The following is a 23631-nucleotide window of genomic DNA, read 5'->3' as shown; positions in this document are numbered from 1 at the left end:
TGCCTCCCTCGTGCTGAGCCCCGCGCAAGCGGGGCGTCTCGAAGCGCGAACAGGTCCAGAAGGCGGCGCATGACGGCTTCAAAAAAGAAAACGCCCGCTCTCTGAAAGAGAGCGGGCGCTGAGAACAGAAGGAGGGAAAGCGGCTTTCCCTCGATCGTCGTCTTACTTCTTCGGCGCTTCCTCGCGGGCCTTGAGGGCCGCGCCGAGAATGTCGCCCAGCGAGGCGCCCGAATCGGCGGAGCCGTATTGGGCGATCGCCTCCTTCTCCTCGGCCATTTCCAGCGCCTTGATCGACACGGCGACCTTGCGCGCCTTGCGATCGAAGAGGGTGATGCGGACATCCACCTTCTCGCCGACGGCGAAACGCTCGGGACGCTGGTCGGCGCGGTCGCGCGCCAGCTCGTTGCGCTTGATGAAGGTGGTGAGGTCGGTGCCGAGGATCTTCACCTCGAGACCGGCTTCCTTCACCTCGAGCACCTCGGTGGTGACGACAGCGCCCTTCTTCACCTCGCCACCCGCGCCTTCTTCGGCGACCGAGGCGAAAGGATCATTGGCGAGCTGCTTCACGCCGAGCGAGATGCGCTCCTTCTCGATGTCGACGTCGAGCACCTGAGCGGTGATGACATCGCCCTTCTTATACTCTTCGATGACCTGCTCGCCGGGGCGATTCCAGTCGAGATCGGAGAGATGGACCATGCCGTCCACATCGCCATCGAGGCCGATGAACAGGCCGAACTCGGTCTTGTTCTTGACCTCGCCGGAGACGGTGGAGCCCTGCGGGTGCTTCTCGGCGAAGGCCTCCCACGGATTCTGCAGCGTCTGCTTGAGGCCGAGCGAGATGCGGCGCTTGACCGGATCGACCTCGAGCACCTGAACGTCGACTTCCTGGCTCGTCGCGACGATCTTGCCGGGATGCACGTTCTTCTTCGTCCAGGACATTTCCGAGACGTGGACGAGGCCCTCGATCCCCGGCTCCAGCTCCACGAAGGCGCCGTAGTCGGTGATGTTGGTGACGCGGCCGTGGAACTTGGCGCCGATCGGATATTTCGCCTCGATGCCCTGCCACGGATCCTCGAGCAGCTGCTTCATGCCCAGCGAGATACGATGCGTCTCGTGATTGATCTTGATGATCTTCACGCGCACGGTCTGGCCGATGGTGAGCACTTCGCTCGGATGATTGACGCGGCGCCAGGCCACGTCGGTGACATGCAGCAGGCCGTCGATGCCGCCGAGATCGACGAAGGCGCCGTAATCGGTGATGTTCTTGACGACGCCCTCGATGACCTGCCCCTCTTCGAGGTTGGCCACGATCTCGTGACGCTGCTCGGCGCGGCTCTCCTCGAGCACGGTGCGGCGCGAAACGACGATATTGCCGCGGCGGCGGTCCATTTTCAGAATATGGAAGGGCTGCGGCACGTTCAGCAACGGGCCGACGTCGCGGATCGGACGAATGTCCACCTGCGAACGCGGCAGGAAGGCCACGGCGCCGTCGAGATCGACGGTGAAGCCGCCCTTGACCTGATTGAAGATGACGCCTTCGACCTTCTCATTGCTTTCGAAGGCCTTCTCGAGCTTGACCCAGCTCTCCTCGCGGCGCGCCTTGTCGCGCGAGATGACGGCCTCGCCGAGCGCGTTCTCGATGCGCTCGAGATAGACCTCGACCTCTTCGCCCACCTTGGGAGCCGGGTCGCGGCCGAAGCCGGTGAATTCCTTGAGGGCGACGCGGCCCTCGGTCTTGAGGCCCACATCGATGACGGCGACGTCCTTCTCGATGGCGACCACGCGGCCCTTGATGACGGAACCCTCGAAAGCTTCGTTTTCTCCGTAGCTTTCTTCGAGCAGGGCGGCAAAGTCCTCGCGCGACGGGGCGCGCTCAGTAGCAGTTGACATGAGTTCTCCTGGAATGCCCTTTCGGGCGCGGCGCCGGCATGGGGTTGGCGTTGCGGATCGGGCCTCCTCGATCGGAAGTCCCCTCCCGCCGCCGAAGCGAGGCCTGGAGGAAACGAGAGTTCTGCTCAGAGAACTGGCCGGCGCGGCCCGATCGAAAATGCCCGTGTTTTCAAAAACGGAGAGGCTGGAAGGGAAACCCCGCCAGCCATCCACGCCCTATCTAGCAATTCGCCGCGCCGCGAGCAAGCCGCGCGAACGCGTCTCGATCACCGCGACGGCAGATCGAAATGATAATTCACGCCGACGCGGACGGTGTGAAAATTCGCGCCGCGCGCCGCGCCCGGATCGCCGCCGCCGTTCTCGCCGAGATCGGTGAAGAGATATTCGGTCTTGACCGACCAGCGCGGCGCGAAGGCCCATTCGACGCCGCCGCCCGCGGTCCAGCCTTCGCGGACCGATCCGCCGACGTCGCCATAGGCGAAGCCGCCCGTGCCGTAGAACAGCACGCGGGAATCGAAGCCGGTGACGCCGAAGCGCCCGCGCAGCGTCCCGAACCAGGGCAGCGAGCGCGCCCCCTCGGGTCCGCGCAGGCCCAGCGGATCAGGTCCGCGACCACCGCCGGAGAGGCTGGTCCCCGAAAAATCAGTCTCGAGGCCCACGACGAAGAGCGGGCCGATCCGATGATTATAGCCGACGAGCCCGCCGCCCGAGACACCGGCGTCGGACTTGCCGGAGGCGAACGCGCCGGCGCCGATATCGAGACCCGCATAGACGCCGGTCCATGCGAAAGCCGGCGGCGTCGGGGGCGGCTGGAAGACCCGCTCGCGCGACGGCAGATCCGCCGCCTGCGCGCCAGCGGAGAAAGCTGCGGCCAGAACCAGAGCCGTGATGACTGGCTTCATGAAAAATCCTCGTTTCGACGACGCCCCCGCTTCGGCTTCGTCGATAGGGATTTCCTCCGTTTGTCCGAGAGGTTCGAGATGTTTCCGGCTCGCGGCGAAGTCGCGCCGAATTTTTGGCGCGCCGCCGCAAACGGAATGCAAACGGAACCCTGGCCATTGTGAACAAAGCGCTTTCACGCTAGAACGCGCCGTCGCTCACCAATGGATTGCCGACCATGAGTTTTGCACGCATCGCTTTATTGGCGGCCGCTCTCGGCCTTTCCGCCTGCAATACCGGCCCGCGCGCCTATATTTACGCTGGCGGCAGCCAAGCCTCCGTGCAGAGGACGATTTCTGTCCCGCGCGGCTCCACCGCCTCGCTCGGCTTTGCCGCCAAGATCAATCCAGACTGCTCGCGCGCCGACAGTCCCGATCGCGTCACGCTCACCCAAGCCCCCTCACAGGGCCGGGTCGAGATTCGGCGCGAGGCCGGCTATGCCTATTTCCGTCCCGGCAATCCGCGGTCGCGCTGCAACACCCAGCGCGTGCCCGGCACCAAGCTCTTCTACCACGCCGGCCCCAACGCCTCGGGAACCGACACATTCTCCTATGACTGGTATTCGGGCTCGGGCGGGATCGCGCATATCACCGTGACGGTGAATATTCTCTGACGCTTTTGCCAAAAGCGGTTTCCGCTTCCTGCGCGGAAGCCGCTTTTCGCCGGATCAGAAATAGCCGAACTTCATCCCCTGCATGTTCAGCATCAGGCTGGAATCGAGCCCGAAGCTCGATCCGGAGCCGGACGTATCGAACAGCGTCGAGAGCAGGGAGCTCTGCGAATTGGCGTCGCCGCCATTGTTGTAATCATATTGGGCGGCGAAGCGGGCGATGAACTGCTGCAGCTTCTTCGGGTCCTTGAAGTCGTCGACATTCACCTTCGACGACAGCAGCCGATATTGCGTGTCGATCGACTGCGACGAGGTGCTCGACGAAATGCCGAGCGCCGTCTGCACGACCGTCAAAATATTGCTGTCCGCGAGAATGCCGTAGGCGCTCGTCAAATCCGGCGCATGCTGCTGGAAATAGAGCGCGAGCTGCACGCCCGGATTCTGCTCGCCCTGGCTCGTTTCCAGCGCCTGCTCCGTGTAGCGGCTCACCACATTGTCGACGAGCGTCGAGGAAGTGGTCGTGGTCTCGCCATTGGCGGCGAAGTCGAATGCCTGCGCGAAGGCCTTGATATTGGCGCTGCTGATGGTGTTGGCGAGCGCCGAGTTGCTGGAGACGCCGCCTTCGAGCACTTTCTGCATCAGGCCCTTGGCGTAGGTCATGCTGCCGAGGCCGAACGCGGTCATCGCATAATTGAAGAGCCGCGAGTTCTTCATGAATTCGTCGATCGACGTCACCTTGCCGATATTATCCTCGAAATATTGCGTCTGAGTCGCGACGTCCGGCGATTTGGCGGTCATCGCCTGCCATTTCGACTGATTATTGGCGATCTGCAGATAGGTGGCGAGCGTCGTCATGAAGATATTCCAAGGGACTGGCCCGCGATCATGCGCTCGAGGTTGTTGACGCAATGTTAAGTTTCAGCCGACCTCATTGCCCTCTATCGTGAGCCGCGGATATTTGGCCGCGGCGCCCGGCCGCGCGACGTCTCCCGGCAGAATGTCCTGACCCGCTATCGCCGCTATCGCCGCCTTTTTGGCGCCGATGATCTTATTGCGCGCGATGACCGCCGGCCCGACGCCCTCGCCGATCTGGAAGGTCACGCCATAATCATTATCGACGAGCTCATTGCCCTCGACGCGGATGTTCTGCCGATAGCCGCCGCAGCGCACGCCCATCCAGCCGCCGACCACAATATTGCCGGCGATCTCCACATTGCTCTCCGCCTCTATGCCCGTGAGCCAGCTCATAATCGGGCCGAACTCGTCATCGGGATGCGTCTCATGCAGGCCGGTGATCCGATTGCCGATCACGAAGCCGATATCCGTGCCCCGCTCGGCGTTGGCGAGCGCTATTCCGGCGCCGGCGTCGTCGATCTTATTGTCGCGGAAGCTCGCGCGCTTGGCGCCGAACTCCGCATACATGGCGCGCTCGCCAAAGCCCGCGCAATCATTGCCGACCACCTCGACATCATGGCCGGCGTTGTTGCGCACCGCCGTATAGGCGCAGCGGCGAATGACATTCTTCTCCACCCGCACGAAGCCGGAGCCCCAAATGCTCACGCCATTGCCATAGGCGCCGTCGCCGCCGGAGAGATTGCGAATATCGACAATCTCATTATTGCGGATGCGCGAGCCCTCGTAACGGCCGGCCGAAGTCGTCCACACTTGCACGCCATTGTCGCCGCAGCGGCGCAGCTTGTTATTGTCTATGTCGACGCCAAGCCCATCGAGCGAGAAATAGCCGGCGTCGCGCACATCCTCGACGATATTCTGCGCGAAACGCCCGCCGCAGCGCAGGAGATTTATTCCCCTGCCGCCCGAGCGGCGGATCGTGCAGCCATGCACGGCGAGCTTTGGAATATCGGTGAGATCGAGGAGGCCTTGGCGGCGATCGGCAAAACGTGCGCCGCCTCCATCGAAGCTCACATTCTCCAGCGTCAGCGCCGGTATATTGACGGCGCGCAGCAACGGGCCGGCGCCGCTCGCCTGCAGCACGGAGCCGCCCGCGGCGCCGATGATCGTGATTTTGTCCTCGATAAAGAGGGAGCGGATGCGCAGAACGCCGGCCGGCAACCGCAGGGCGCCTCCGGCGCGGGCAGCCTCGCGGAGGCGCCGCTGCAGCCATTCGGTCCCGTCCGGGGCTGCGGCGTTAGCGCGCGCGGCGCCGCCGAGAGCGGCGAAAGCGCCCGCTCCAAAGCCTAAAATCTCTCGTCGAGTCGGTCTGGTCACGGCCCGGATCAGCTGGAGGGCGAAGATGCGTCGAGCGCGAATTGCCGGTTGTTTATGCATAGCGGCCGCGCCAAATCGGGCATTGCGCCCAATTTATGTAGTTGCATTACATAACGAGCCGAGGCATAAAGAGAACGCCCAAACGGGCAATCGTCTTGCAAAGAACAAGTCAAGGTCCCGCCTCCACAGCTCTGCGACTTGCGACATCGCTTGGTTCGTTGAGGCGGTTCTCCTTGCTGCGACGCTCTACCCCTCCGGAGCGCGGCCTCATCCGTCGAGGTCGGTCCTTTGCGGTTCAGGTTCTCACGGTGTTGTCCAACTCCCCGTTTCGCGTACGCGCGGAACGGGGAGCCCCTTTTTATGCCGAAGCCCGTCGCACGGGAAGAGAGAAGAGTGCTCAGCGCCAGTCTCTCGCCGAGACCATCGTGACGCCCGGGCTTCGCGGTCGCTTCGTCGTTTTTGAAGAACCGGAGTCTTCCTATGCCTCTCGCGGTCGACGATCTCTTGCGTCGCTGGGTCGAGGAGCGCGCCGCGAGCCTCGAGCCGGGCGACGGCGAATATGCGCAATTCATCGCCGATTGGCTGCCGCTCGCCTCCAGCGACGACTGGCACAGAATGATGCTCGGCTATAATCGCGAGCTCGGCGACGCTCCCTTGTTCTGGATCATGCGCCAGCCGCGCTGCGAGAAGGCGACCGCGCTCGGCATTTTCTACCTCGCCCGGCCGGGCCTGCTGCTCGCCTATGGAATAGATCGCGCCAGAGTCCCCGAGCCGATGCGGCGCGCCTATGATTTGATCGGCGAGATCAGAATGCGCTATGTCAACGGCTTCTATCGGACGTCCACGCTGCGCTTCGACACGGTGGAGGCCTTGGCGCGCGAGGCCCGCCTGCCCGCGCGTTTCGACCAGAAGGCGCTCGACCTCCTCATTCCGCCGGAAATGCGCGTCTCGATTCCCGGACGAAAGCTCGGCCTGCAATATGGCGTCAGAAACCACTTCCGCCTCGATGCGCCGCTCGGCGCGCGCTGAGCCCGACCAATCGTTTTCCGCGCTCGCTTTCATTCGCGCCGCATCTGAAGCCCCGGCCACGCCCGGCGCATATGCGCTGCTCATCGCGCTATCACATCCGCTCGAGGCCAGCGCAGGACGCCGCGCGGCGACGCTCGCGCCGGGGCTCTATCTCTATTGCGGCTCGGCCAAAGGGCCGGGCGGGCTGCGCGCACGGCTCGGCCGGCATATGCGGCAAGGCAAGCGGCGCCGCTGGCATATCGACCAGCTGACCGAGGCCGGCGAATCGCTCGGCGCCTGGATCAGCCTAGAAAAGGGCGAATGCGATCTCGTCGCCGCGCTCTCCGCGCTGCCGGTTCCGCTCGAGGGATTCGGCAGCTCGGACTGTCCGCGCTGCCGCAGCCATCTGCTGTTCTGGCCGAGGGGCGACGCCCCGGCTTTCCTCGCCGCGCAAAAATGCTAGGAAGAGCGCCGAAAAGGCGCACCCAATGTCAGACCAGAAGAAATCCAAGATAGAGGCCCGCTCCCCGCGCGGCCTCGCCGACCGCGACGCCGCAGAGCTGGCCGCCACCGGCCGCATGCTCGACGTGATTCGCTCCGTCTATGAGCTCTATGGCTTCGAGGCGCTGGAGACCCCGGCGATCGAATATACCGACGCGCTCGGCAAATTCCTGCCGGACCAGGACCGCCCCAATGAGGGCGTCTTCTCCTTCCAGGACGACGACGAGCAATGGCTGTCGCTGCGCTATGACCTCACCGCGCCGCTGGCCCGCTATGTCGCGCAGAATTTCGACCGGCTTCCGAAGCCGTTCCGCAGCTATCGCTTCGGCAATGTCTATCGAAACGAAAAGCCGGGGCCGGGGCGCTTCCGCCAATTCATGCAATTCGACGCCGATACGGTGGGCGCGGCCTCGCCGGCCGCCGACGCCGAAATCTGCATGATGGCCGCCGACACGCTGGAAAAGCTCGGTATTCCGCGCGGCGATTACGTCATCAAGATCAACAGCCGCAAGGTGCTGGACGGGGTGATGAAGGCCATCGGCCTCGAGGGCGACGAGAACGCCGGCCGCCGCCTCACCGTGCTGCGCGCCATAGACAAGATGGACCGGCTCGGCCCCGAGGGCGTGCGCCAGCTGCTCGGCCCCGGCCGCAAGGATGACAGCGGCGACTTCACCAAAGGCGCCGGCCTCGCCGATGACGCGGTGGCGACGATCCTCTCCTTCACGCTCGGCGGGCAATATAAGGACGGCGAGCCGCGCTTCGGACTGTTCGAGCTGCTCGGCCGTAGCAATGTCGGCGCGGAAGGCGCCGAGGAACTGCTGGAGATCGAGGATCTGGTGCGTGACGCCGGCTTCGGCCCGGAGCGCATCCGCATCGACCCCTCCATCGTGCGCGGGCTCGAATATTACACGGGGCCGGTCTTCGAGGCCGATCTCACCTTCGAGACCAAGGACGAGAAGGGCCATCCAGTGCGCTTCGGCTCGGTCGGCGGCGGCGGGCGCTATGACGGGCTCATCGGCCGTTTTCGCTCGGACAACACGCCGGCGACTGGATTTTCGATCGGCGTCTCGCGTCTCTATGCGGCGCTGAAGCTGGTCGGCAGCCCGGTCGTTTCGGCGGCAGCGCGGCTCGGCCCGGTCGTCGTGCTGGCGCTCGACCGCGACCATATCGCCGATTATCAGCGCATGGTCGCCGCTCTGCGCAACGCCGGCGTTTCGGCGGAGCTCTATCTCGGCTCCTCCGGCATGAAGGCGCAGATGAAATATGCCGATAAGCGCAACAGCCCGGCCGTGGTGATCCAAGGCTCGGACGAGCGCGCCAAGGGCGAGGTGCAGATCAAGGACCTCATCGAGGGCGCGCGAGCGAGCGCCGCCATCTCCACCAATGAGGAATGGAAATCCGCCCGGCCCGCGCAATTCTCCGCGCCGGAGAGCGAGCTGGTCGAGCATATCAAGGCGCTGCTCGCCCGCCAGGGATGAGCGCCGCCGCCGCCCGCGCCGGAAATTCCCGTCGCGGCGTGGCTCGAACGAAGCGGCGGATGTTTCGCGGAATGTCCGCCTCGTCTATAAGGGGCTGCGGCGAGGAGCCCCTAGCACATGGCGCAGCACGACAAAGACCCCGCAGCGGATAGCCACGCGGCCGGCGAATCATCGGCGAACGACGCTTGGACGGCGACGAGCGTCGACCATCCGGCCGAGGCCGAGCGCATGGTGAGCGAAGCAATTTCGGCGCCCGCGAGCGGGGCCGCGCCGGCGCAAAAGCCGCGCCGCAAAAATTGGCATCGCTTCACGCTGCTGGCGGCGACGCTCGGCCTGCTGGCGACCGCGGGGTCGATCGCCGCCTATCGTTTCCGCGACAAGAATGAGAAGCTCGCGGCCTTCGCCACTGTCGTGGACGAGACTTTCGCGCGGCCGGAAAAGCTGATCGCCACGCTGCGCGAGACGATCGTGAAAGCGACCGGCAAGCCGGAGAAGCCGGCAGACAAGCCCGGCCCGGCCAAGCTCGCCGAGCCCCTCCAAAAATCGACGCCCGCCCCTGTCGAGACGAAGCCGGCCGAGCCCGCCGTTCCGCCGCGCTCCGGCGGCGATCACATCACCTGGAACGCGCCCAGCGCGACGCCCGCGGCGTCACCCGCGCCCGTCCCGGCCCCTGCGGCGCCGGTCGTTGCAGCTCCTCCCCCGGCGCCGCCCGCTCCCGCCAAGCCGGCGTCGGCGGAGGCCAATCCGGTTTCCATCGCCCAAATCGAGGCGCTGACGCGCCGTCTGGACGAGCTGGAGCGAATCGCTCGCTCGGCCTTGGCGCTGGCGGACCAGGCCCGCAATGGCGCAGAACCCGCCGCCGCCCCCCGCGCAGAGGCGAAGGTCCCGGACCAGAAGGTGCAGGACGTCGAGGATAATGTCAGCGGCCTCGAGGGCCGGATCGACTGGCTATCCGATGAGGTGAAGGCGCTGCGCGACAAGCTCGACGCGGCCAAGGACGAGACCCGCGCCCCGCGCGAGGTGGAGCCGGCCCCGCCGCCGCCCGCGCCCGTGGCCGCCGCGCCGGAGGAGAAAGGCCCCAATCCGGCGACCGTCGCCGTGGTGGCGCATTCGCTGCAACGGGCGCTGGACCGGGGAGCCCCCTTCCCGTCCGAATACGCCATTCTCTCGGCCCAGGGCGCCGATTCGCAAGCGCTGGCCGCGCTCGCGCCTCTGGCCGAAAAGGGCGCTCCCGATGCGCGCGCGCTGCGCGCCTCCTTCCATCCGCTGGTGCGCAAGCTCGAGGCCTCCGCCGATCTGAAGCCCGACGCCCCCCTGGCCGACCGGCTGCTGCAAGGCGCCTCCAGACTGGTGAAGGTGCGCAGCGCCGCGGAGAAAGAAAAAGCCACGATCGGCGACATCGCCGACAAATTGGAGGCGGCGCTCGACCGCGGCGAGATCGAGACGGCGCTGGCCGCTTTCGCCGAATTTCCCGACGCCGCCAAGGCCGTCGCGCGCGAGTGGGAGACACAAGCCCGCCAGCGCGTCGAGGCCGAAAAGGCGGCGGCCTCCATTCTCGCGGGCGCGCTGGATGCGCTCGCAAAACCCAAGAACTGAGCAGGGCCAGACAATAATCCTGCTGAAACAAAAAATCTAAGCAGGCGCGCTTAGAGCCGAGGCGAGGATCGACGACCCATGATTCTGCTGCTCTTCTTCATTGCGGCGCTGGCCGCTCTGTCCATCGGCCTCCACTGGCTCATCGAGCAGCCCGGTTCGATCACGCTCGACTGGGGCGGCTATCACATTGAGACGACGCTCGTCGTCGGCGCGGCGGCGCTGATCGCGACGATCGCGGCGATCCTCATCGCCTGGGCGATCATCGCCTATTTCTTTCAGGCGCCCGCGCGCTTGAAGCAGAACTCCCGCGCCAAGCGCCGCGAGCGGGGCTTTCAGGCCCTCTCGCGCGGCATTGTGGCGGCCGGCGCCGGCCATGTCGCCGAGGCCAAGCGCGCCGCCAAGGAGGCGGTGAAAAATCTCGACAAGGAGCCGCTCACCTATCTGCTGCGCGCGCAGGTCGCCCAGCTCGAGGGCGATCGCGTCGGCGCCGAGACCGCCTTTCACGAGATGACGCAGCTCTCGGAGACGCGCCTTCTCGGCCTGCGCGGCCTGCACATAGAGGCCAAGCGCCGCAAGGACGACGAGGCGGCGCATCATTTCGCCGATCAGGCGCATCAGCTCACGCCGCTGCCCTGGGCCGGCCATGCGCTGCTCGAGCATCACGGCGCCCAGGCCAATTGGGAAGAGGCGCGCATCGCCGTCGAGGCCAATCTGAAGGCCAAGGCCATCGATCTGCCGACCGCGCAGCGCCTGCGCGCCGTGGTGGAGACCGCCCTGGCGCTGGAGAAGCAGGCCGAGCATCCGAGCGAGGCGCTGCATCTCGCCCGCCAGGCGGTGAAGCGCGCGCCCGATCTGGTTCCGGCGATCGCGCTGATCGGACGTCTGCTCGCCCGCCATGGCGACAGCGCCAAAGCGCTGAAGCTGCTCGAGAAAGCCTATGCCGAGCATCCGCATCCCGATATCGCCGAAGCCTTTCTCGAGATCGCGCCGAGCGAATCCAACGCCGAGCGTCTGGCGCGTGTGAAGAAATTCGCCTCCTCCGTTTCCCATTCGCCGGAGGCGGGAATTCTCGTCGCGCGCGTGGCGCTCGCGGCGCGCGATTTCGGCGCCGCGCGCAAGGCGCTGGCTCCGCTGGTCGCCGAGGGCAAGACGCCGACCGCCCAAATCTGCCTGCTGATGGCCGAGCTCGAGGACGCCGAGAACGGCCCCAGCGGGCCGGTGCGCGAATGGCTCGCCCGCGGCTCGCGCGCGCCGCGCGATCCGGCCTGGATCGCCGATGGCGTCATTTCGCGGCGCTGGGCGCCGGCCTCCCCCGTCACCGGCAAGCTCGACGCTTTCGTCTGGGCGACCCCGCCCGAGCCCGTCCGCGGCCCGACCGAGGACGCCCGCGCCGATATTCCGGCGGCGTTCCTGACGCGGCCGGAGCGGCTGCTGGAAGCCAAGATCGAGGAAGAGAGCGCGACCGCCTGAAAACGTGATCGCCCTACCCGCCGATCAGCACGGTCGGCAGGCCCATGACGATCTTGTTCGGCGGGCCGACCGCCTCGACGATTGTGTCGCCCTGCCGGCAGGCGGGCAAGCCGTTGATGAAGACGCTGGTGGAACCGTCCACCACCACGCCCGGCCCATGGGGCGGGATCGGCAGCGGCGTCGCGCACATGTGAATATCCGCTCCGCCGGCGGCGCCGCTGATCATCGATCCCATGCTGGCGGCCGCCGCGGCCTTGGTCGCCTGCTCGGCCGCCAGAGCGGCGGGCGCGCCCGGCGTGCCGGCGGCGGCGAGCGTCGCCGCCTCGGCGGCCTGGATCGTCGCATCGGAGGCCGATTTCGCGGATTGAATGGCCGCAGCCGCCGCGCCGCCGACGCCGCGCCAGGCCGGCAATTGGCCGATGAACACATTGAAGCTGCCGGGGCCAGGCGTCAGCACCGGAGGCAGAGGATGGGCCACAGGATCGCTCACGCGCGCAGCCGGCCGTCCCATGATCCGCTCCCTCTATGATCTCGAGCAATGCATATCAGCCTATTCGATAGGCCATCGCCGTCAATCGCGCTGTGCGCCCGCCCATATCGCTTTCGCGCCGGAGACGATATTCTCGCGCGCATTCGCAATGAAAGGCGGCTTTCGATGAATTTTCTTTTCCCCCGGAGCGCCGGATTGGCGGCGGCGGTTCTGGCGCTCGGCGTTTGGGGGGCGCGGGCGGAAGAGACTCTTCAGGAGCTGGTCCATCGCGGGCCGGAGCTCGCCGGGCTCGAGGCGGCGGGGCTCGTCGTCGAGCAGATGGAGCTGACGCTCGGAGCGCAGAACAGCTCGCTGAAATATCGCATCGTCAATCCGACCGCAGCGCCGGCGCGGACCACTGTGACCTTCCCTCTGCCCGAGATCGATTTTTCCGATCCCGATGCGGCCTGGTCCATTCCGGGCGCCGACCCTGTCAATTACATCGGCCTCGCCGCGACCATCGATCAAAAGCCGGCGCCGCTCGCGGTCACGCAGAGCGCCTTCGTCGACGGCAAGGATGTGACCGCTGCGCTGCGTCGCAGCGGCCTGCCGCTGGTTCCGATCGGCTTTTTTCACGACAAGCTCGCCGCTCTGACGCCGGACGCCCGCGCGCGGCTCGTCAAGGACGGGCTCATCGCCGAGAATGGCGTCGATCAGGCGGGACATCCGATCTACGCGCCGCGCTGGTCGGTGCTCGGCGCGGCGACGCGCATGCTCGATCTCGCGCCCGGACAGAGCGCGCTGCTCGATTTTCGCTTTCGCTCGAGCGTCGGCGTCGCGCGCGACAGCGTGCTGCGCGAGCCCTTGCGCTCCTCCAAGGAGCTGGCGGCGGAGGTGGAGCGCCGCCGCGCCGATTATTGCCTCGATCGCGCCTTTCTCGCGGGCGTCGACAAAATGGTCTCCGCCGCTGCGGCGCGGCGCTCGGCGGCGCAGGAAGCCGCCGCGCTTCCGCCGGACGAGGCTATAGCGGCGGATGCGCCGAAAAAGCCGCAGCCCGTGGCGCGGATCTTCCCCGAGGCCAATGTCGCCGAGCTGCAGGAGCGCCGCATCTCCTTCGATCTCGGCGCCGGCGCGCCGGCCGCGCCGGTTCGGCAATTCCGCCTCGTGGTGGACAAGGGCAAGCCGACGCGCCTCGTTAGCTTCTGCCTCGCCGATCTGAAGAAAATCTCGCCCACCGCCTTCGAGATGCGCGCCGCCGATTTCCGGCCGACCGGCCTGCTGCGCGTGCTGCTCCTCGGCCCCAAGGACTGAGCGGGAGCGACGCCGCAAGGCGATCGGGTGAAGGTTTCCTCATCCTGAGGAGCCGCGAAGCGGCGTCTCGAAGGACGAGGAAACCTTCATGCGCAGCCATCTGGAGCTCCCCCTCGTGCTTCGAGACGCCCGCTTCGCGGGCTCCTCAGCATGAGGGGGAGGATTGTTGCCCGCCTATTGACGCGCGCCGCCCCTCTCGCCACATCGGAGCGGGGCCTCGAGGGGCGGCCTGCTGAAACTGGTCGGAGCCGATGCGCATCTTTTCCCTCGTCTGTCTCGCCGTGCTTTTTTCCGCCGCCGCGCGGGCCGAAGCCCCCGCCGCCGACCCCTCCCAGAGCGAGGCCGGCCGCTTCGCCATGAGCCCGGCCGAGGGCGGCCTGCTGCGGCTCGACAAGCAGACCGGCGCGGTCTCCTTCTGCACGGTGGACGGCGGGCTCTCCGTCTGCCGCGTCGCCGCAGAGGAACGCGCCGCGCTGCAGGGAGAGATCGAGCGCCTCGCCCGCGAGAACGCCGAATTGCGCGCCAAGCTCCCCGGCGCCGCGCCCGAGGCGGCCGCCCCCCGCAAGGGCCTGCCCGGAGAGGAAGAGTTCGAGCGCGCGCTCTCCTTTACCGAGCGATTCCTGCGGCGCATGATGAGGCTCTTCCGCGAGGAGGCTCCCAAGGGCGACAGCCTCTGATAGAATTTCGCGTGATCGTTTCGCGGCGCGCCTTCTCCCTCTCCCCGCGAGGGGGAGAGGGAGAGCGCGAAGCGAGGCGATCGGCAGGGACCGCAATCGAGAGCGAAGGACGCATGGCCTCCAATAGTCGACTCCATGATTTTCTCGGCGGCTCGCCGCTGCAAGTGCTCGTCAAGCTGCTGTTCGTCTCGCTGGTCGTCGGCGCGCTGCTGATGTGGCTGGAGATCGAGCCCATGGATCTCGTCCATGGCGCGCGGCGCTTCTTCGACCGCATCTCCTCGCTCGGCTTCGGCGCGGTGCATACAGTCATCGGCTATGTGATCACCGGCGCGGTCATCGTCGTGCCGATCTGGTTCGTGCTGCGGCTCTTCAATTCCGGGCGGCGCTAGAGAAAATTCTTGCGCGAGGCGGCGCGCGCGAGGATGACGGCGCGAGCGCCCGGGCGAATCGCCCGCTGGCTATTCGAGGGGTCACAATGTCCGCAACTCTAGGCAAGAGATCGACCGTCTATCGCTATCTGACCGGTCCCGACGATGTGGAGTTCTGCAAGCGCGTCACCGAGGCGCTGAGTCTCGGCTGGTCGCTCTACGGCTCGCCGACGCTGACCTTCGACGCCACGAAAGGCAAGGTGATCTGCGGTCAGGCGATCACCAAGGACGTCTATGATTTCAAATACACGCCGGACGTGAAACTCTCCGAGCTGTGACAGGATAGATGGATTGGCGGGACGAAGGGCTCGTCATCGGCGTCAAGCGCCACGGCGAGTCCGCGGTCATATTGGAGCTGATGACGCGCGCGCATGGCCGTCACGCCGGCATGGTGCGCGGCGGCGCCGGCCGCGCGCTGCGCTCCGTGCTGCAGCCGGGCAATAGCGTCGAGGTCGCCTGGCGGGCGCGGCTCGAGCAGCATCTCGGCGCTTTCGCCGTCGAGCCTCTGCGCTCGCGGGCGGCGCGGCTCATCGACCGCGCCTTCGCCCTGCATGGCGTCGGCCATCTCTGCGCGCTGCTGCGGCTGCTGCCGGAGCGCGATCCGCATGGCGAATTGTTCGATATGGCCGAGGTCATCGCCGATCGGCTCGATTCGCTCGAGCTCGCCCCGGCGCTGATGGCGCGCTTCGAGCTGGCGCTGCTGGCGGCCTTGGGCTTCGGCCTCGATCTCGAGCGTTGCGCCTTGACGGGGGAGGCCGCCGATCTCGCCTATGTGTCGCCCAAAACGGGCCGCGCCGTCGCTCGCGCGGCGGGCGCCCCATGGCGCGATCGACTGCTGCCTTTCCCGGAATTTCTGCGCCAGCCGGCGCCCGCCGGGGCGAACGCCGGGGAGCTGGCGGCGGCCTTCCGCCTCACCGGGCATTTTCTGCAGCGCGACGTCTTCGGCCCGCGCGGGCTCACGACGCCGCAGGCGCGCGCGCTCTATGTGGCCGCCGCGGCGGCGTCGTGATGCGAGCCTTCCGGCTCGCTCGAGGCGCGTCACTCTTGCTCGCACACCACCCGGCGCTCATGACGGCTGACGCCATAGCCTTCGTCGATGGGCACTTCCACTTCCTTGCACAGCGCCTGCGGCGAGCCGTGACGCGCGTCTTTCTTCTCCGCCGCATCCTCGTGCAGGAAGGGCAGCCAATCGAGCAGCGAGGCTTCCAGCGCCATGGAGCGGGCGCTGGCCCCCGCGAGGGCGGCGGCGACAAAAAATGCGAACAGGAGAGGCTTCTTCATGAGATGCTGCTCGAAAAGACGGCGCTGCGACGGGACGCCGAAAGCTCGGCTGTCTTAGTGGAAGCACGCAGCGACGGCAATGGTTCACGCCAGAGTCGCGACGGGATATAAGCGCACGCAGTAAACGCCGAAAGGGCGGGAGTCGGCGATATGGCGAAAAGCGGAACGACGACGACGGAAGACGGCGGCGGAGATGCGCTGCCGGTCGAATTGCGCACGGCGCTCGAGGAGCGATACCTCACTTATGCGCTCTCGACGATCACCGGACGCGCGCTGCCGGATGCGCGCGACGGCTTGAAGCCGGTGCATCGCCGCATTCTCTACGGAATGCAGATGCTGCGGCTGGACCCGAACACGCCGTTCAAGAAATGCGCGAAGATCGTCGGCGATGTGATGGGCTCCTTCCATCCGCATGGCGATCAGGCGATCTACGATGCGCTGGTGCGCCTCGCGCAGGATTTCTCCTCGCGCTATCCGCTCGTCGATGGGCAAGGCAATTTCGGCAATGTCGATGGCGACGCCGCCGCCGCCTATCGCTACACGGAAGCGCGCATGACCGCGGTCGCGCGTCTGCTGCTCGAGGGCATAAACGAGGACGCCATCGATTTTCGCCCCAATTATTCGGGCGAGGAGCAGGAGCCGGTGGTGCTGCCGGCGGCCTTTCCCAATCTTCTCGCCAATGGCGCGCAGGGCATCGCCGTCGGCATGGCGACCTCCATTCCGCCGCACAATCTCAATGAGCTGTGCGACGCGGCGCTCTATCTGATCGCCCATCGCGACGCCAATGCCGAGCAATTGCTCACCTTCGTGCAGGGACCGGATTTTCCGACCGGCGGCATCGTCGTCGATCCGCGCCCGCAGATCGTCGAGACCTATCGCACCGGGCGCGGGTCCTTCCGCCTGCGCGCGCGCTGGCACAAGGAGGAAACCGCGCGCGGGCAATGGGTCGCGGTCGTCACCGAGGTCCCTTATGGCGTGCAGAAATCACGCCTCATCGAGAAGCTCGCCGAGCTGATCGTCGAGAAGAAAGCGCCGCTCGCCGGCGATGTGCGCGACGAATCGGCGGAAGATGTGCGCGTCGTCATCGAGCCGCGCACGCGCGCCGTCGATCCGGCGCTGATGATGGAGACATTGTTCAAGCTCTCCGAGCTGGAGGTGCGTTTCCCGGTCAATATGAATGTGCTCGTCGATGGCGCCGTGCCGCGCGTCGTCTCGCTGGACGAGGCTCTACGCCAATGGCTCGATCATCGCCGCGAGGTGCTGGAGCGCCGCTCGCGTCATCGTTTGGCGGAAATCGTGCGCCGGCTCGAGGTGCTCGAGGGCATGATCATCGTCTTCCTCAATCTCGACGAGGTGATTCGCATCATCCGCGAGGAGGACGAGCCCAAGCAGGCGTTGAAGGCGGCTTTCGAGCTGACCGACGTGCAGGTCGATTACATTCTCGACACGCGCCTGCGCGCCTTGCGCAAGCTGGAAGAGATGGAGCTGCGCAAAGAGCATGCGAAGCTGCTCGAGGAGAAGACGGAGGTCGAATCGCTGCTCGCCGACGAGGGCAAGCAGTGGAAGACGATCACCACGCAGATTCGCGAGCTGAAGAAAACGATCAGCGCCGACGCCAAGCTGGCCAAGCGCCGCACCACTTTCGAGGATGCGCCGGAGGCGACCGATATCGATCTCGCCGAGGCGCTGATCGAGCGCGAGCCCATCACCATCGTCGTGACGCAAAAGGGCTGGATACGCGCGCTGAAAGGCCATGTGGCCGATCTGACGCAATTGCAGTTCAAGGGCGACGATGCGCTGGAGACGTCCTTCTTCGCGCAGACGACATCGAAGATTCTGGCGCTCGCCTCCAATGGCAAGGCCTATACGCTGGACGCCGCCAAGCTGCCGGGCGGGCGCGGCCATGGCGAGCCGATGCGGCTGATGGCCGATATCGACGAGGATGCGGCAATTGTGAAAGTGCTGCCGCAGACGCCGGACGCGCTGCTGCTGCTGATCGCCGACGACGGACGCGGCTTCGTCGTCTCGCAGAACGATCTCGTCGCGACGACGCGCAAGGGCCGCGCGGTCTTCAATGTCGAGCCGCCGTCCAAGCTGAGGATCGTGACGCCGGCGGAGGGCGACCATGTCGCCATCATCGGCGAGAATCGCAAGCTGCTGGTGTTCCCGCTCGCCGAGGCGCCGCAAATGGCGCGCGGCAAAGGCGTGCGGCTGCAACGCTACAAGGATGGCGGCGTCGCCGACGCCAAGGTCTTCGCGCTCGCCGACGGACTGACCTGGGTCGATTCGTCCGGCCGCACCTTCACTGTGGACAAGCGCGAGCTGAGCGAGTGGATCGCCCATAGGGCGGAAGCGGGGCGGCTGCCGCCGCGGGGGTTCCCGAAGAGCAATCGATTCGGGGGGTGAGCGCGTGATTTCAGTCTCGCCCTCATGCTGAGGAAGTGGCGAAGCCGCTGTCTCGAAGTGAGGGTGAGCCGCGAGACTCCGGCCGCTCCTCATGAGGAAAAGTTGTGGAAGTCGACTCTTCTACAACCCCGGATCGTGCGACTCGTCGATGATCTGATCCATCGTCAGCGCTGGCTCCGCCGCGCCCACATCGCCGATGACGCGGGCCGGCACGCCGGCGACCGTCTTATGCGCAGGCACAGATTCCAGCACCACGGAGCCCGCCGCCACGCGGGCGCGCTCGCCGATCTCTATGTCGCCGAGCAGCTTTGCCCCCGCGCCGATCAGCACGCCATGGCGCACCTTGGGATGGCGCGCGCCGCCGGCGGTGCCGGAGCCGCCGAGCGTCACCCCATGCAGCATGGACACGTCATGCTCTATGACGCTGGTGGCGCCGATCACCACGCCGGTCGCGTGATCGAGAAAGAAGCCGGCGCCGATTCGCGCCTGCGGGTGGATGTCGGTCTGAAAGCGCGCCGAGGCGAGGCTCTGGAGCCAGAGCGCGAGATCGCTGCGGCCGGAGCGCCACAGCCCATGCGCCAGCCGATAGGTCTGAATGGCGTGGAAGCCCTTGAAATAGAGCGCCGCCTCGAGCAGGCGCGTGCAGGCCGGATCGCGGTCGAAAACGGCCATCAGATCGGCCCGCAACGCCGCGCCCAGCGCCGAATCGCGCGCCATCTGATCGCGGCAGAGCCGCTCTATGACGGTCGCCGGCAGCTCCGGCGCCGCGAGACGCTGCGCGATACGATGCGCGACCACGGCCTCGAGGCTGTCTTGCGCCAGAACCGCCGCATAGAGAAAGGCCGCCATATTGGGCTCGCGGCCAGCGGCGGCCTCGGCCTCCGCCGAGAGGCGGGTGAAAAGCGGATCGACGCCGGAGAAGGCGACGAGCCGAGCGGGGCCGCTGTCGGTCATGGCTTGGCTCCGCGGCCTATTCCCGCTGCGCGAGGAAATCGAGCACCGCCTGCTTGAAGACGCGATCGCCGACGGCGCGATTGTGATCGCGGCCGGGAATATCGACGATATGGGCGTCCGGGAACAGCGGCTCGAGCGGATGCGGATCGCCGGCCACCTCGTCGCGCGTGCCGACGCAGATCAGCACGGGAACCGTGATCGCGGCGAGCCGGGCGCGGTCGACGGTCTGATTCGGGCCACGCGCGCAGGCGGCGAGAGAGGGAAGATCGGCGCGCGTCGCCTCGGCGAAGCCGCGGAACATTTTCAGCAGCGGATCGTCGATATCCTCTATGCGCTCGGCCTCCATGGCCTCGGCCAGGCCGCGCGGCAGGCCCGTGGTCACGAGATTGGCGCCGATGCCGCCGAGCACGAGGGAGCGGACGACCTCGGGATGGTCCAGCGCCAGCGTGACGGCGATTCGCGCGCCCATGGAATAGCCCATCACATCGGCGCGCGCGACGCCGAGGCTCGCGAGCAGATTGGCGACGTCCCCGGCCATCATCGAGAGATCATAGGCCGTAGGATCGTGAATTTTCTCCGAGCGGCCATGGCCGCGATTGTCCAGCACGATGACGCGCCGTCCATCCTCGGTCAAAGTCTTGACCCATTGGGGAAAGAGCCAATTCACGGCATGCGTCGAGGCAAAGCCATGAATGAGAACGATCGGCTCCTCGCGATCCTCCGTCAGCGGCGGAAAATCGATATAGGCGATCTGCACGCCATTCGACCCGAACTCGTCCATCATCAATCCTATTTTATTACATTCAAGGAGCGTCGGCATCAGGATCGTCGGTAATTATCGCAGCCGTAGGGCAGCGCAAGCGTCTTGGCGGGGGAAATATCTTCCTATTGCCAAGCGGCCTCGTAGCCGCTAAACGACCTCTCCACCGGTTCGACGCATCTTCGTGACGCGGAACGGACCGTAAGGCGCCCGTAGCTCAGCTGGATAGAGCACCAGACTACGAATCTGGGGGTCAGGAGTTCGAATCTCTTCGGGCGCGCCATTTTTCGATAGATCGGGACGACATCGCCGGCCGCTGACGCTTCGGCGCGGGCTCTAGAGCTGTTCACAGCGGTTGCCAGCGCCGAATCGGCATCCGCTTCGGCTGGAGAGGGCGCTTTGCGATCGAACGGAATCGTTCGATCGAATCAGAATTCGTCCCCGAGAAAGTCCTGAGAGCATCGACTGGTCAGCGACGCAGCAAACGGCGGCGGCGCGCGAGCGCCGGCGTGAACTGGAGGCTTCGGCCACCGAAGGCGGCCCGTCACGGATAAGAGAAGTCGAAGGTCTGCGTGAAGCCGTTCGGCAGGCTGAAGAATGAATTGGACGATGTCGGCGCCGGCTCGAGCACGATGCCGGCGGCGTTCACGAAACTCAGCGTGTCGCTGCCGCTGACGGTGAATGAGGTCGGCGCGCCATTCGCCGAGACCGTGCCGGACCAGCTCAGATTCTCGTTGATCGCGAAATTATAGGTGTTCGTCTGCACCGCGGCGCCGCTCTCGGGATGATAGGCGATGGTGGCGCCGAACACGCCGCTGAAGGACGCCGAGGTCTGGCCCACGACATAATTGATGCTCGCCGCATCCACCGAGAGGGCGATCAGGAAATAGCCATATCCTGGAAAGGTCGCCTGCAGCGTGATGGTGGTCGTCGTTCCCGAGACGCTCTGCGAGACGAAAGTCGGCGTCACGCAGCCCCACACGCAAAATCCACCCGCGAATAGCGCGCCCACCGCGCCGCTGGTGGGATTGCCGGGATCGATCGTCACGCCGGAGGAACCCGTCCCGCCGCCCGTGACCGCGTGCGCGGCGTTTTGCGCCGCGACGATGGCGACGAGCGCCTGGTGCGTCTGCGTCGCGACCGTCTGATTATTCGTCTGCGCGCGGCTCTGCGCTATGCCGGCGCCGCCCCAATGCGCGCCGATCGCCCCGAGCCCGGCCCAAGGCGTGCGATCGGGCTCCCGAAGAGCCCCAAGATGCGCGAGCGCCTGCGCGCCCGTCGGCAGCGAGCCGAGGCTCGCGCCGCCGGTCTGGCCGGGCAGGCTGGCGAATTGCTGGTCGAAGCCGTCGATCGAGGCCTCGCCGGCGGGCGCCGGATCGGACATCTCTTCGCCACCCGAGCCGATGACCACGCCATAGCCGGGACGGGTCAGACGGATGCGACGACCTTTCGCAGTGACAATGGTGGCGACGCCATTCAGCAGCACGATCTCGTCGCATCCGCCCGCTCGAGCGAACTCGCGGCAATCAGCGCCGCCGACGCGCACCAGCACCATGCCGCCGCGCACGGCGATCGTCGCCGAGGGCGTCTTGATCTCCATGCCGACGCCATGGCTCACCTCGCCGCCGATGAAACGCAGCGCGCCCTTGGTGATGGACAGGCTCTGCTTGCCGGCGCCGGCGGCCGAATCGTAGACGAAACGATCGATCGTCACCGAGCTGTTCGCTCCGACGCCGAGCGTCGATTTGTCGAGAAAGACGATCTGCGCGCGGCCGTCGGTCTTGGTGTCGATGCGCTCGCGATCGACGACCCCATAGCCGAGCGTCAATCCTTTGGCGGATCCGCCGGGCGGCGTTCCTTGCGCTGCCGGATTGACGGCGCCGACATTGCCGACGACATCCGCGCGGACATTCGTCGCGCAAAGACCAAAGAGCGCGAGGAGCGCCGCGCCGGGCAGATTTCGCATCGCCTCCCCCTTGTCAGAATTTCGCCGTCGGCCCGAAGGTCAAGGAGACATTCTGCATCTTGAAGCTCGATATGTTCGAATCGTTGCGCAGAAACTCGAGATGGCCGGAGACGCCCAATTCCGCAGTGATCGGCGCGTCCAACGCGAGGCCATAGGTCCAGGCGTCGTCACGTCGCACGCGGAACGGATCGAGCGCGGGATTGGCGATGTCGAAGGCGATCTGCGTGAAGCGCGCGTAAGGCGCGATGGTCCATCGCCGCGGCATCTCCGCGAGCGGCGGATCGACCTCCACGCGCAACATCGCCTGCAGATCGAATTGATCGGAGGCCTGCATCGCGACATAGGCCGCCGCTCGCGAGAAGGCGCCGCGTCCCTCGAGACGCACATTGTCGAAAATGCGCAGGCTGACGCCGAGCGAGCCGGTGAACACATCGCCGCTCGCGATCGTCGCCACCGTCTGCGCGCCACTTCCCGACGCGGCGCCCGAATTGACCCAGAGCCGCGACCATTCGAAGCCCGGCTCCAGCGACAGCCGATCGCCGAAGATCTGACGCAGGCTGACGCCGGCGCCGCCCGTGTTGAGATAATTCAGATTGCCGACGAGCGAGGCCGAGCCCGAGACATGGGGCCTTACCGAGAGGCCCGGCGCGATGTCCGATAGGCCGAAGCGAGGACCCGTGGAGAGCGAGAACAAGGCGACGTTATATTGCGACAGAGCGAATTGCTGCGTCGCATAGGCCAGCCCGCGCGTCTCCAGCGTGTCGCCGCGCTGATTCTGGAAATCATAGTCGTGCGTCAGCTGCGCCTGCTCGAAAGTGTTGGCGTCGGATTGTCGTCCGGTGACGCCGCCCGGCGTCTGCACGCCGCCGACGTCATAGAGGCCGCTCGACGGCAGATAGGCGGCGTTGGACTGCGTGCGAACGCCGATCTGCAGATTTCCCGAGAGGCGGCTCGCCTGCGTGCGTCTCTCGATATCGGGAAGCTGCGCTTCGATCTGCGCTTTCTGCGCGGAATCGAGATCGGCCGATTTCAACGCCGCACGCAGATTGTAGAGCGCGCTCTGATAGGCGCCGATGCGCGCATAGAGAAAGCCGAGCTCCTTGCGCGCGCGGCCGAGCGCGGGATTATACATCAGCAGGCGCTCGAGCGCGCCGATCGCGGCCTCGTCGTGCAGCTCCGTCGCGAGCCGAATATAGGCGTAGGTCTGCTCGTAATCGGTCGGATGCGTGCGGACGTGAGCCGCCAGACGCTCCAATTCCGATTGCTCGGGCGCCGGCTCCGAATGCGCGGAAGCGTCGAAGCAAGCAACGCACGCGGCAACGACGAGAGCGCCGATTTTAGTCTTTTTCACGAACGCTCGCCCCGACGCGCATTACGCACAAATGTCTATTCTGTTGCTAAAGCTTTGCTCAAATGCGACATTTTTGGGGCTGCGTCAAGAGCCGCGGCCTTGGCCATGAGGGCGCTCGGGTGTAGGACGATAATCCTCCTCCTCATGCTGAGGAGCCCGCGAAGCGGGCGTCTCGAAGCACGAGGGGGAGCTCCAGATGGCAGCGCATGAAGGTTTCCTCGTCCTTCGAGACGCCGCTTCGCGGCTCCTCAGGATGAGGAAACCTTCACCCGAGCGCCCTGCCTCGGCCACAAGCCCGCCGAGGCGA

General features: G+C 66.2%; 22 protein-coding genes and 1 tRNA gene. 13 read left to right on the top strand and 10 right to left on the bottom strand.

Annotated elements, in window-relative coordinates; all coding sequences use genetic code 11:
* Positions 1–162: 162 nt before the first annotated feature.
* On the bottom strand, positions 163–1890 hold the full coding sequence (rpsA, locus tag EDE12_RS03000) for a 30S ribosomal protein S1 (RefSeq protein WP_024878055.1): 1728 nt from the start codon (positions 1888–1890) through the stop codon (positions 163–165).
* Between the two features lie 266 nt (positions 1891–2156).
* Positions 2157–2792, bottom strand: a complete 636-nt coding sequence (locus EDE12_RS02995; RefSeq protein ID WP_026599737.1) for an outer membrane protein — start codon at positions 2790–2792, stop codon at positions 2157–2159.
* Between the two features lie 215 nt (positions 2793–3007).
* Here EDE12_RS02995 and EDE12_RS02990 point away from each other — a divergent pair, with 215 nt between their 5' ends.
* Positions 3008–3442, top strand: a complete 435-nt coding sequence (locus EDE12_RS02990) for a hypothetical protein (protein ID WP_134187976.1) — start codon at positions 3008–3010, stop codon at positions 3440–3442.
* 54 nt (positions 3443–3496) lie between these two features.
* Here EDE12_RS02990 and EDE12_RS02985 read toward each other — a convergent pair whose 3' ends face one another.
* The gene (locus tag EDE12_RS02985; protein ID WP_026599738.1) at positions 3497–4294 is read right to left on the bottom strand and encodes a DUF1217 domain-containing protein; all 798 of its coding nucleotides are present in this window, start codon (positions 4292–4294) and stop codon (positions 3497–3499) included.
* Positions 4295–4357: 63 nt separating this feature from the next.
* Entirely contained in the window at positions 4358–5668 is a 1311-nt protein-coding gene (locus EDE12_RS02980; protein ID WP_245275821.1) for a TIGR03808 family TAT-translocated repetitive protein, read from the bottom strand.
* A gap of 480 nt (positions 5669–6148) precedes the next feature.
* On the opposite strand from EDE12_RS02980, the gene EDE12_RS02975 reads away from it, so the two are divergent.
* The 5 genes from EDE12_RS02975 to EDE12_RS02955 all read left to right on the top strand — a co-directional run bounded on the left by EDE12_RS02975 (position 6149) and on the right by EDE12_RS02955 (position 11721).
* The gene (locus tag EDE12_RS02975; RefSeq protein WP_026599740.1) at positions 6149–6697 is read left to right on the top strand and encodes a DUF4274 domain-containing protein; all 549 of its coding nucleotides are present in this window, start codon (positions 6149–6151) and stop codon (positions 6695–6697) included.
* Positions 6648–7139, top strand: coding sequence for a GIY-YIG nuclease family protein (locus tag EDE12_RS02970; RefSeq protein ID WP_245275822.1), 492 nt, complete (start codon positions 6648–6650; stop codon positions 7137–7139). The genes EDE12_RS02975 and EDE12_RS02970 overlap by 50 nt, the downstream gene beginning before the upstream one ends.
* A gap of 25 nt (positions 7140–7164) precedes the next feature.
* Positions 7165–8655: a histidine--tRNA ligase gene (gene hisS / locus EDE12_RS02965; RefSeq protein WP_026599742.1), complete on the top strand. Its 1491-nt coding sequence runs from the start codon at positions 7165–7167 to the stop codon at positions 8653–8655.
* 117 nt (positions 8656–8772) lie between these two features.
* Positions 8773–10251, top strand: coding sequence for a hypothetical protein (locus tag EDE12_RS02960; RefSeq protein ID WP_026599743.1), 1479 nt, complete (start codon positions 8773–8775; stop codon positions 10249–10251).
* A gap of 78 nt (positions 10252–10329) precedes the next feature.
* On the top strand, positions 10330–11721 hold the full coding sequence (locus tag EDE12_RS02955; RefSeq protein ID WP_134187974.1) for a heme biosynthesis HemY N-terminal domain-containing protein: 1392 nt from the start codon (positions 10330–10332) through the stop codon (positions 11719–11721).
* A gap of 13 nt (positions 11722–11734) precedes the next feature.
* Here EDE12_RS02955 and EDE12_RS02950 read toward each other — a convergent pair whose 3' ends face one another.
* On the bottom strand, positions 11735–12232 hold the full coding sequence (locus EDE12_RS02950) for a PAAR domain-containing protein (RefSeq protein WP_026599744.1): 498 nt from the start codon (positions 12230–12232) through the stop codon (positions 11735–11737).
* A gap of 144 nt (positions 12233–12376) precedes the next feature.
* Here EDE12_RS02950 and EDE12_RS02945 point away from each other — a divergent pair, with 144 nt between their 5' ends.
* From EDE12_RS02945 to recO, 5 genes are all read left to right on the top strand, one after another.
* A complete protein-coding gene (locus EDE12_RS02945; RefSeq protein ID WP_024878066.1) occupies positions 12377–13501 on the top strand; it encodes a DUF4424 family protein in 1125 nt (374 codons plus the stop codon).
* Positions 13502–13752: 251 nt separating this feature from the next.
* Entirely contained in the window at positions 13753–14178 is a 426-nt protein-coding gene (locus EDE12_RS02940; protein ID WP_026599745.1) for a hypothetical protein, read from the top strand.
* 113 nt (positions 14179–14291) lie between these two features.
* Positions 14292–14567: a DUF6460 domain-containing protein gene (locus EDE12_RS02935; RefSeq protein ID WP_018267394.1), complete on the top strand. Its 276-nt coding sequence runs from the start codon at positions 14292–14294 to the stop codon at positions 14565–14567.
* Positions 14568–14653: 86 nt separating this feature from the next.
* Positions 14654–14884 carry a DUF1737 domain-containing protein gene (locus tag EDE12_RS02930; protein ID WP_024878069.1) on the top strand — a complete coding sequence of 77 codons (231 nt, stop codon included), beginning with the start codon at positions 14654–14656 and terminating at the stop codon, positions 14882–14884.
* A gap of 8 nt (positions 14885–14892) precedes the next feature.
* A complete protein-coding gene (gene recO, locus EDE12_RS02925) occupies positions 14893–15615 on the top strand; it encodes a DNA repair protein RecO (protein ID WP_026599746.1) in 723 nt (240 codons plus the stop codon).
* 29 nt (positions 15616–15644) lie between these two features.
* Here recO and EDE12_RS02920 read toward each other — a convergent pair whose 3' ends face one another.
* Entirely contained in the window at positions 15645–15887 is a 243-nt protein-coding gene (locus EDE12_RS02920) for a hypothetical protein (RefSeq protein WP_036291271.1), read from the bottom strand.
* A 150-nt stretch (positions 15888–16037) separates the two neighbouring features.
* Between EDE12_RS02920 and parC the strand changes: the two genes are divergently transcribed.
* Positions 16038–18293 (top strand): DNA topoisomerase IV subunit A, encoded by a 2256-nt coding sequence (gene parC / locus EDE12_RS02915; protein ID WP_026599747.1) that lies wholly within the window; start codon positions 16038–16040, stop codon positions 18291–18293.
* A gap of 120 nt (positions 18294–18413) precedes the next feature.
* On the opposite strand, the gene cysE is transcribed toward parC, so the two are convergent.
* Entirely contained in the window at positions 18414–19247 is an 834-nt protein-coding gene (gene cysE, locus EDE12_RS02910; protein WP_026599748.1) for a serine O-acetyltransferase, read from the bottom strand.
* A gap of 16 nt (positions 19248–19263) precedes the next feature.
* Positions 19264–20028, bottom strand: a complete 765-nt coding sequence (locus tag EDE12_RS02905; RefSeq protein ID WP_024878074.1) for an alpha/beta fold hydrolase — start codon at positions 20026–20028, stop codon at positions 19264–19266.
* Between the two features lie 185 nt (positions 20029–20213).
* On the opposite strand from EDE12_RS02905, the gene EDE12_RS02900 reads away from it, so the two are divergent.
* Positions 20214–20290 (top strand) — tRNA-Arg (locus EDE12_RS02900).
* Positions 20291–20551: 261 nt separating this feature from the next.
* On the opposite strand, the gene EDE12_RS02895 is transcribed toward EDE12_RS02900, so the two are convergent.
* Together EDE12_RS02895 and EDE12_RS02890 are read right to left on the bottom strand one after the other, a co-directional pair.
* Entirely contained in the window at positions 20552–21973 is a 1422-nt protein-coding gene (locus EDE12_RS02895) for a FecR domain-containing protein (protein WP_051592594.1), read from the bottom strand.
* Positions 21974–21986: 13 nt separating this feature from the next.
* Positions 21987–23324 carry a tetratricopeptide repeat protein gene (locus EDE12_RS02890; RefSeq protein WP_026599749.1) on the bottom strand — a complete coding sequence of 446 codons (1338 nt, stop codon included), beginning with the start codon at positions 23322–23324 and terminating at the stop codon, positions 21987–21989.
* Positions 23325–23631: the final 307 nt, after the last annotated feature.

Source organism: Methylosinus sp. sav-2 (assembly GCF_004366495.1).
Classification (GTDB): Bacteria; Pseudomonadota; Alphaproteobacteria; order Rhizobiales; family Beijerinckiaceae; genus Methylosinus.
The sequence above is the reverse complement of the archived record's forward strand: the minus strand, read 5'-3'. Positions and strand labels throughout refer to the sequence as shown.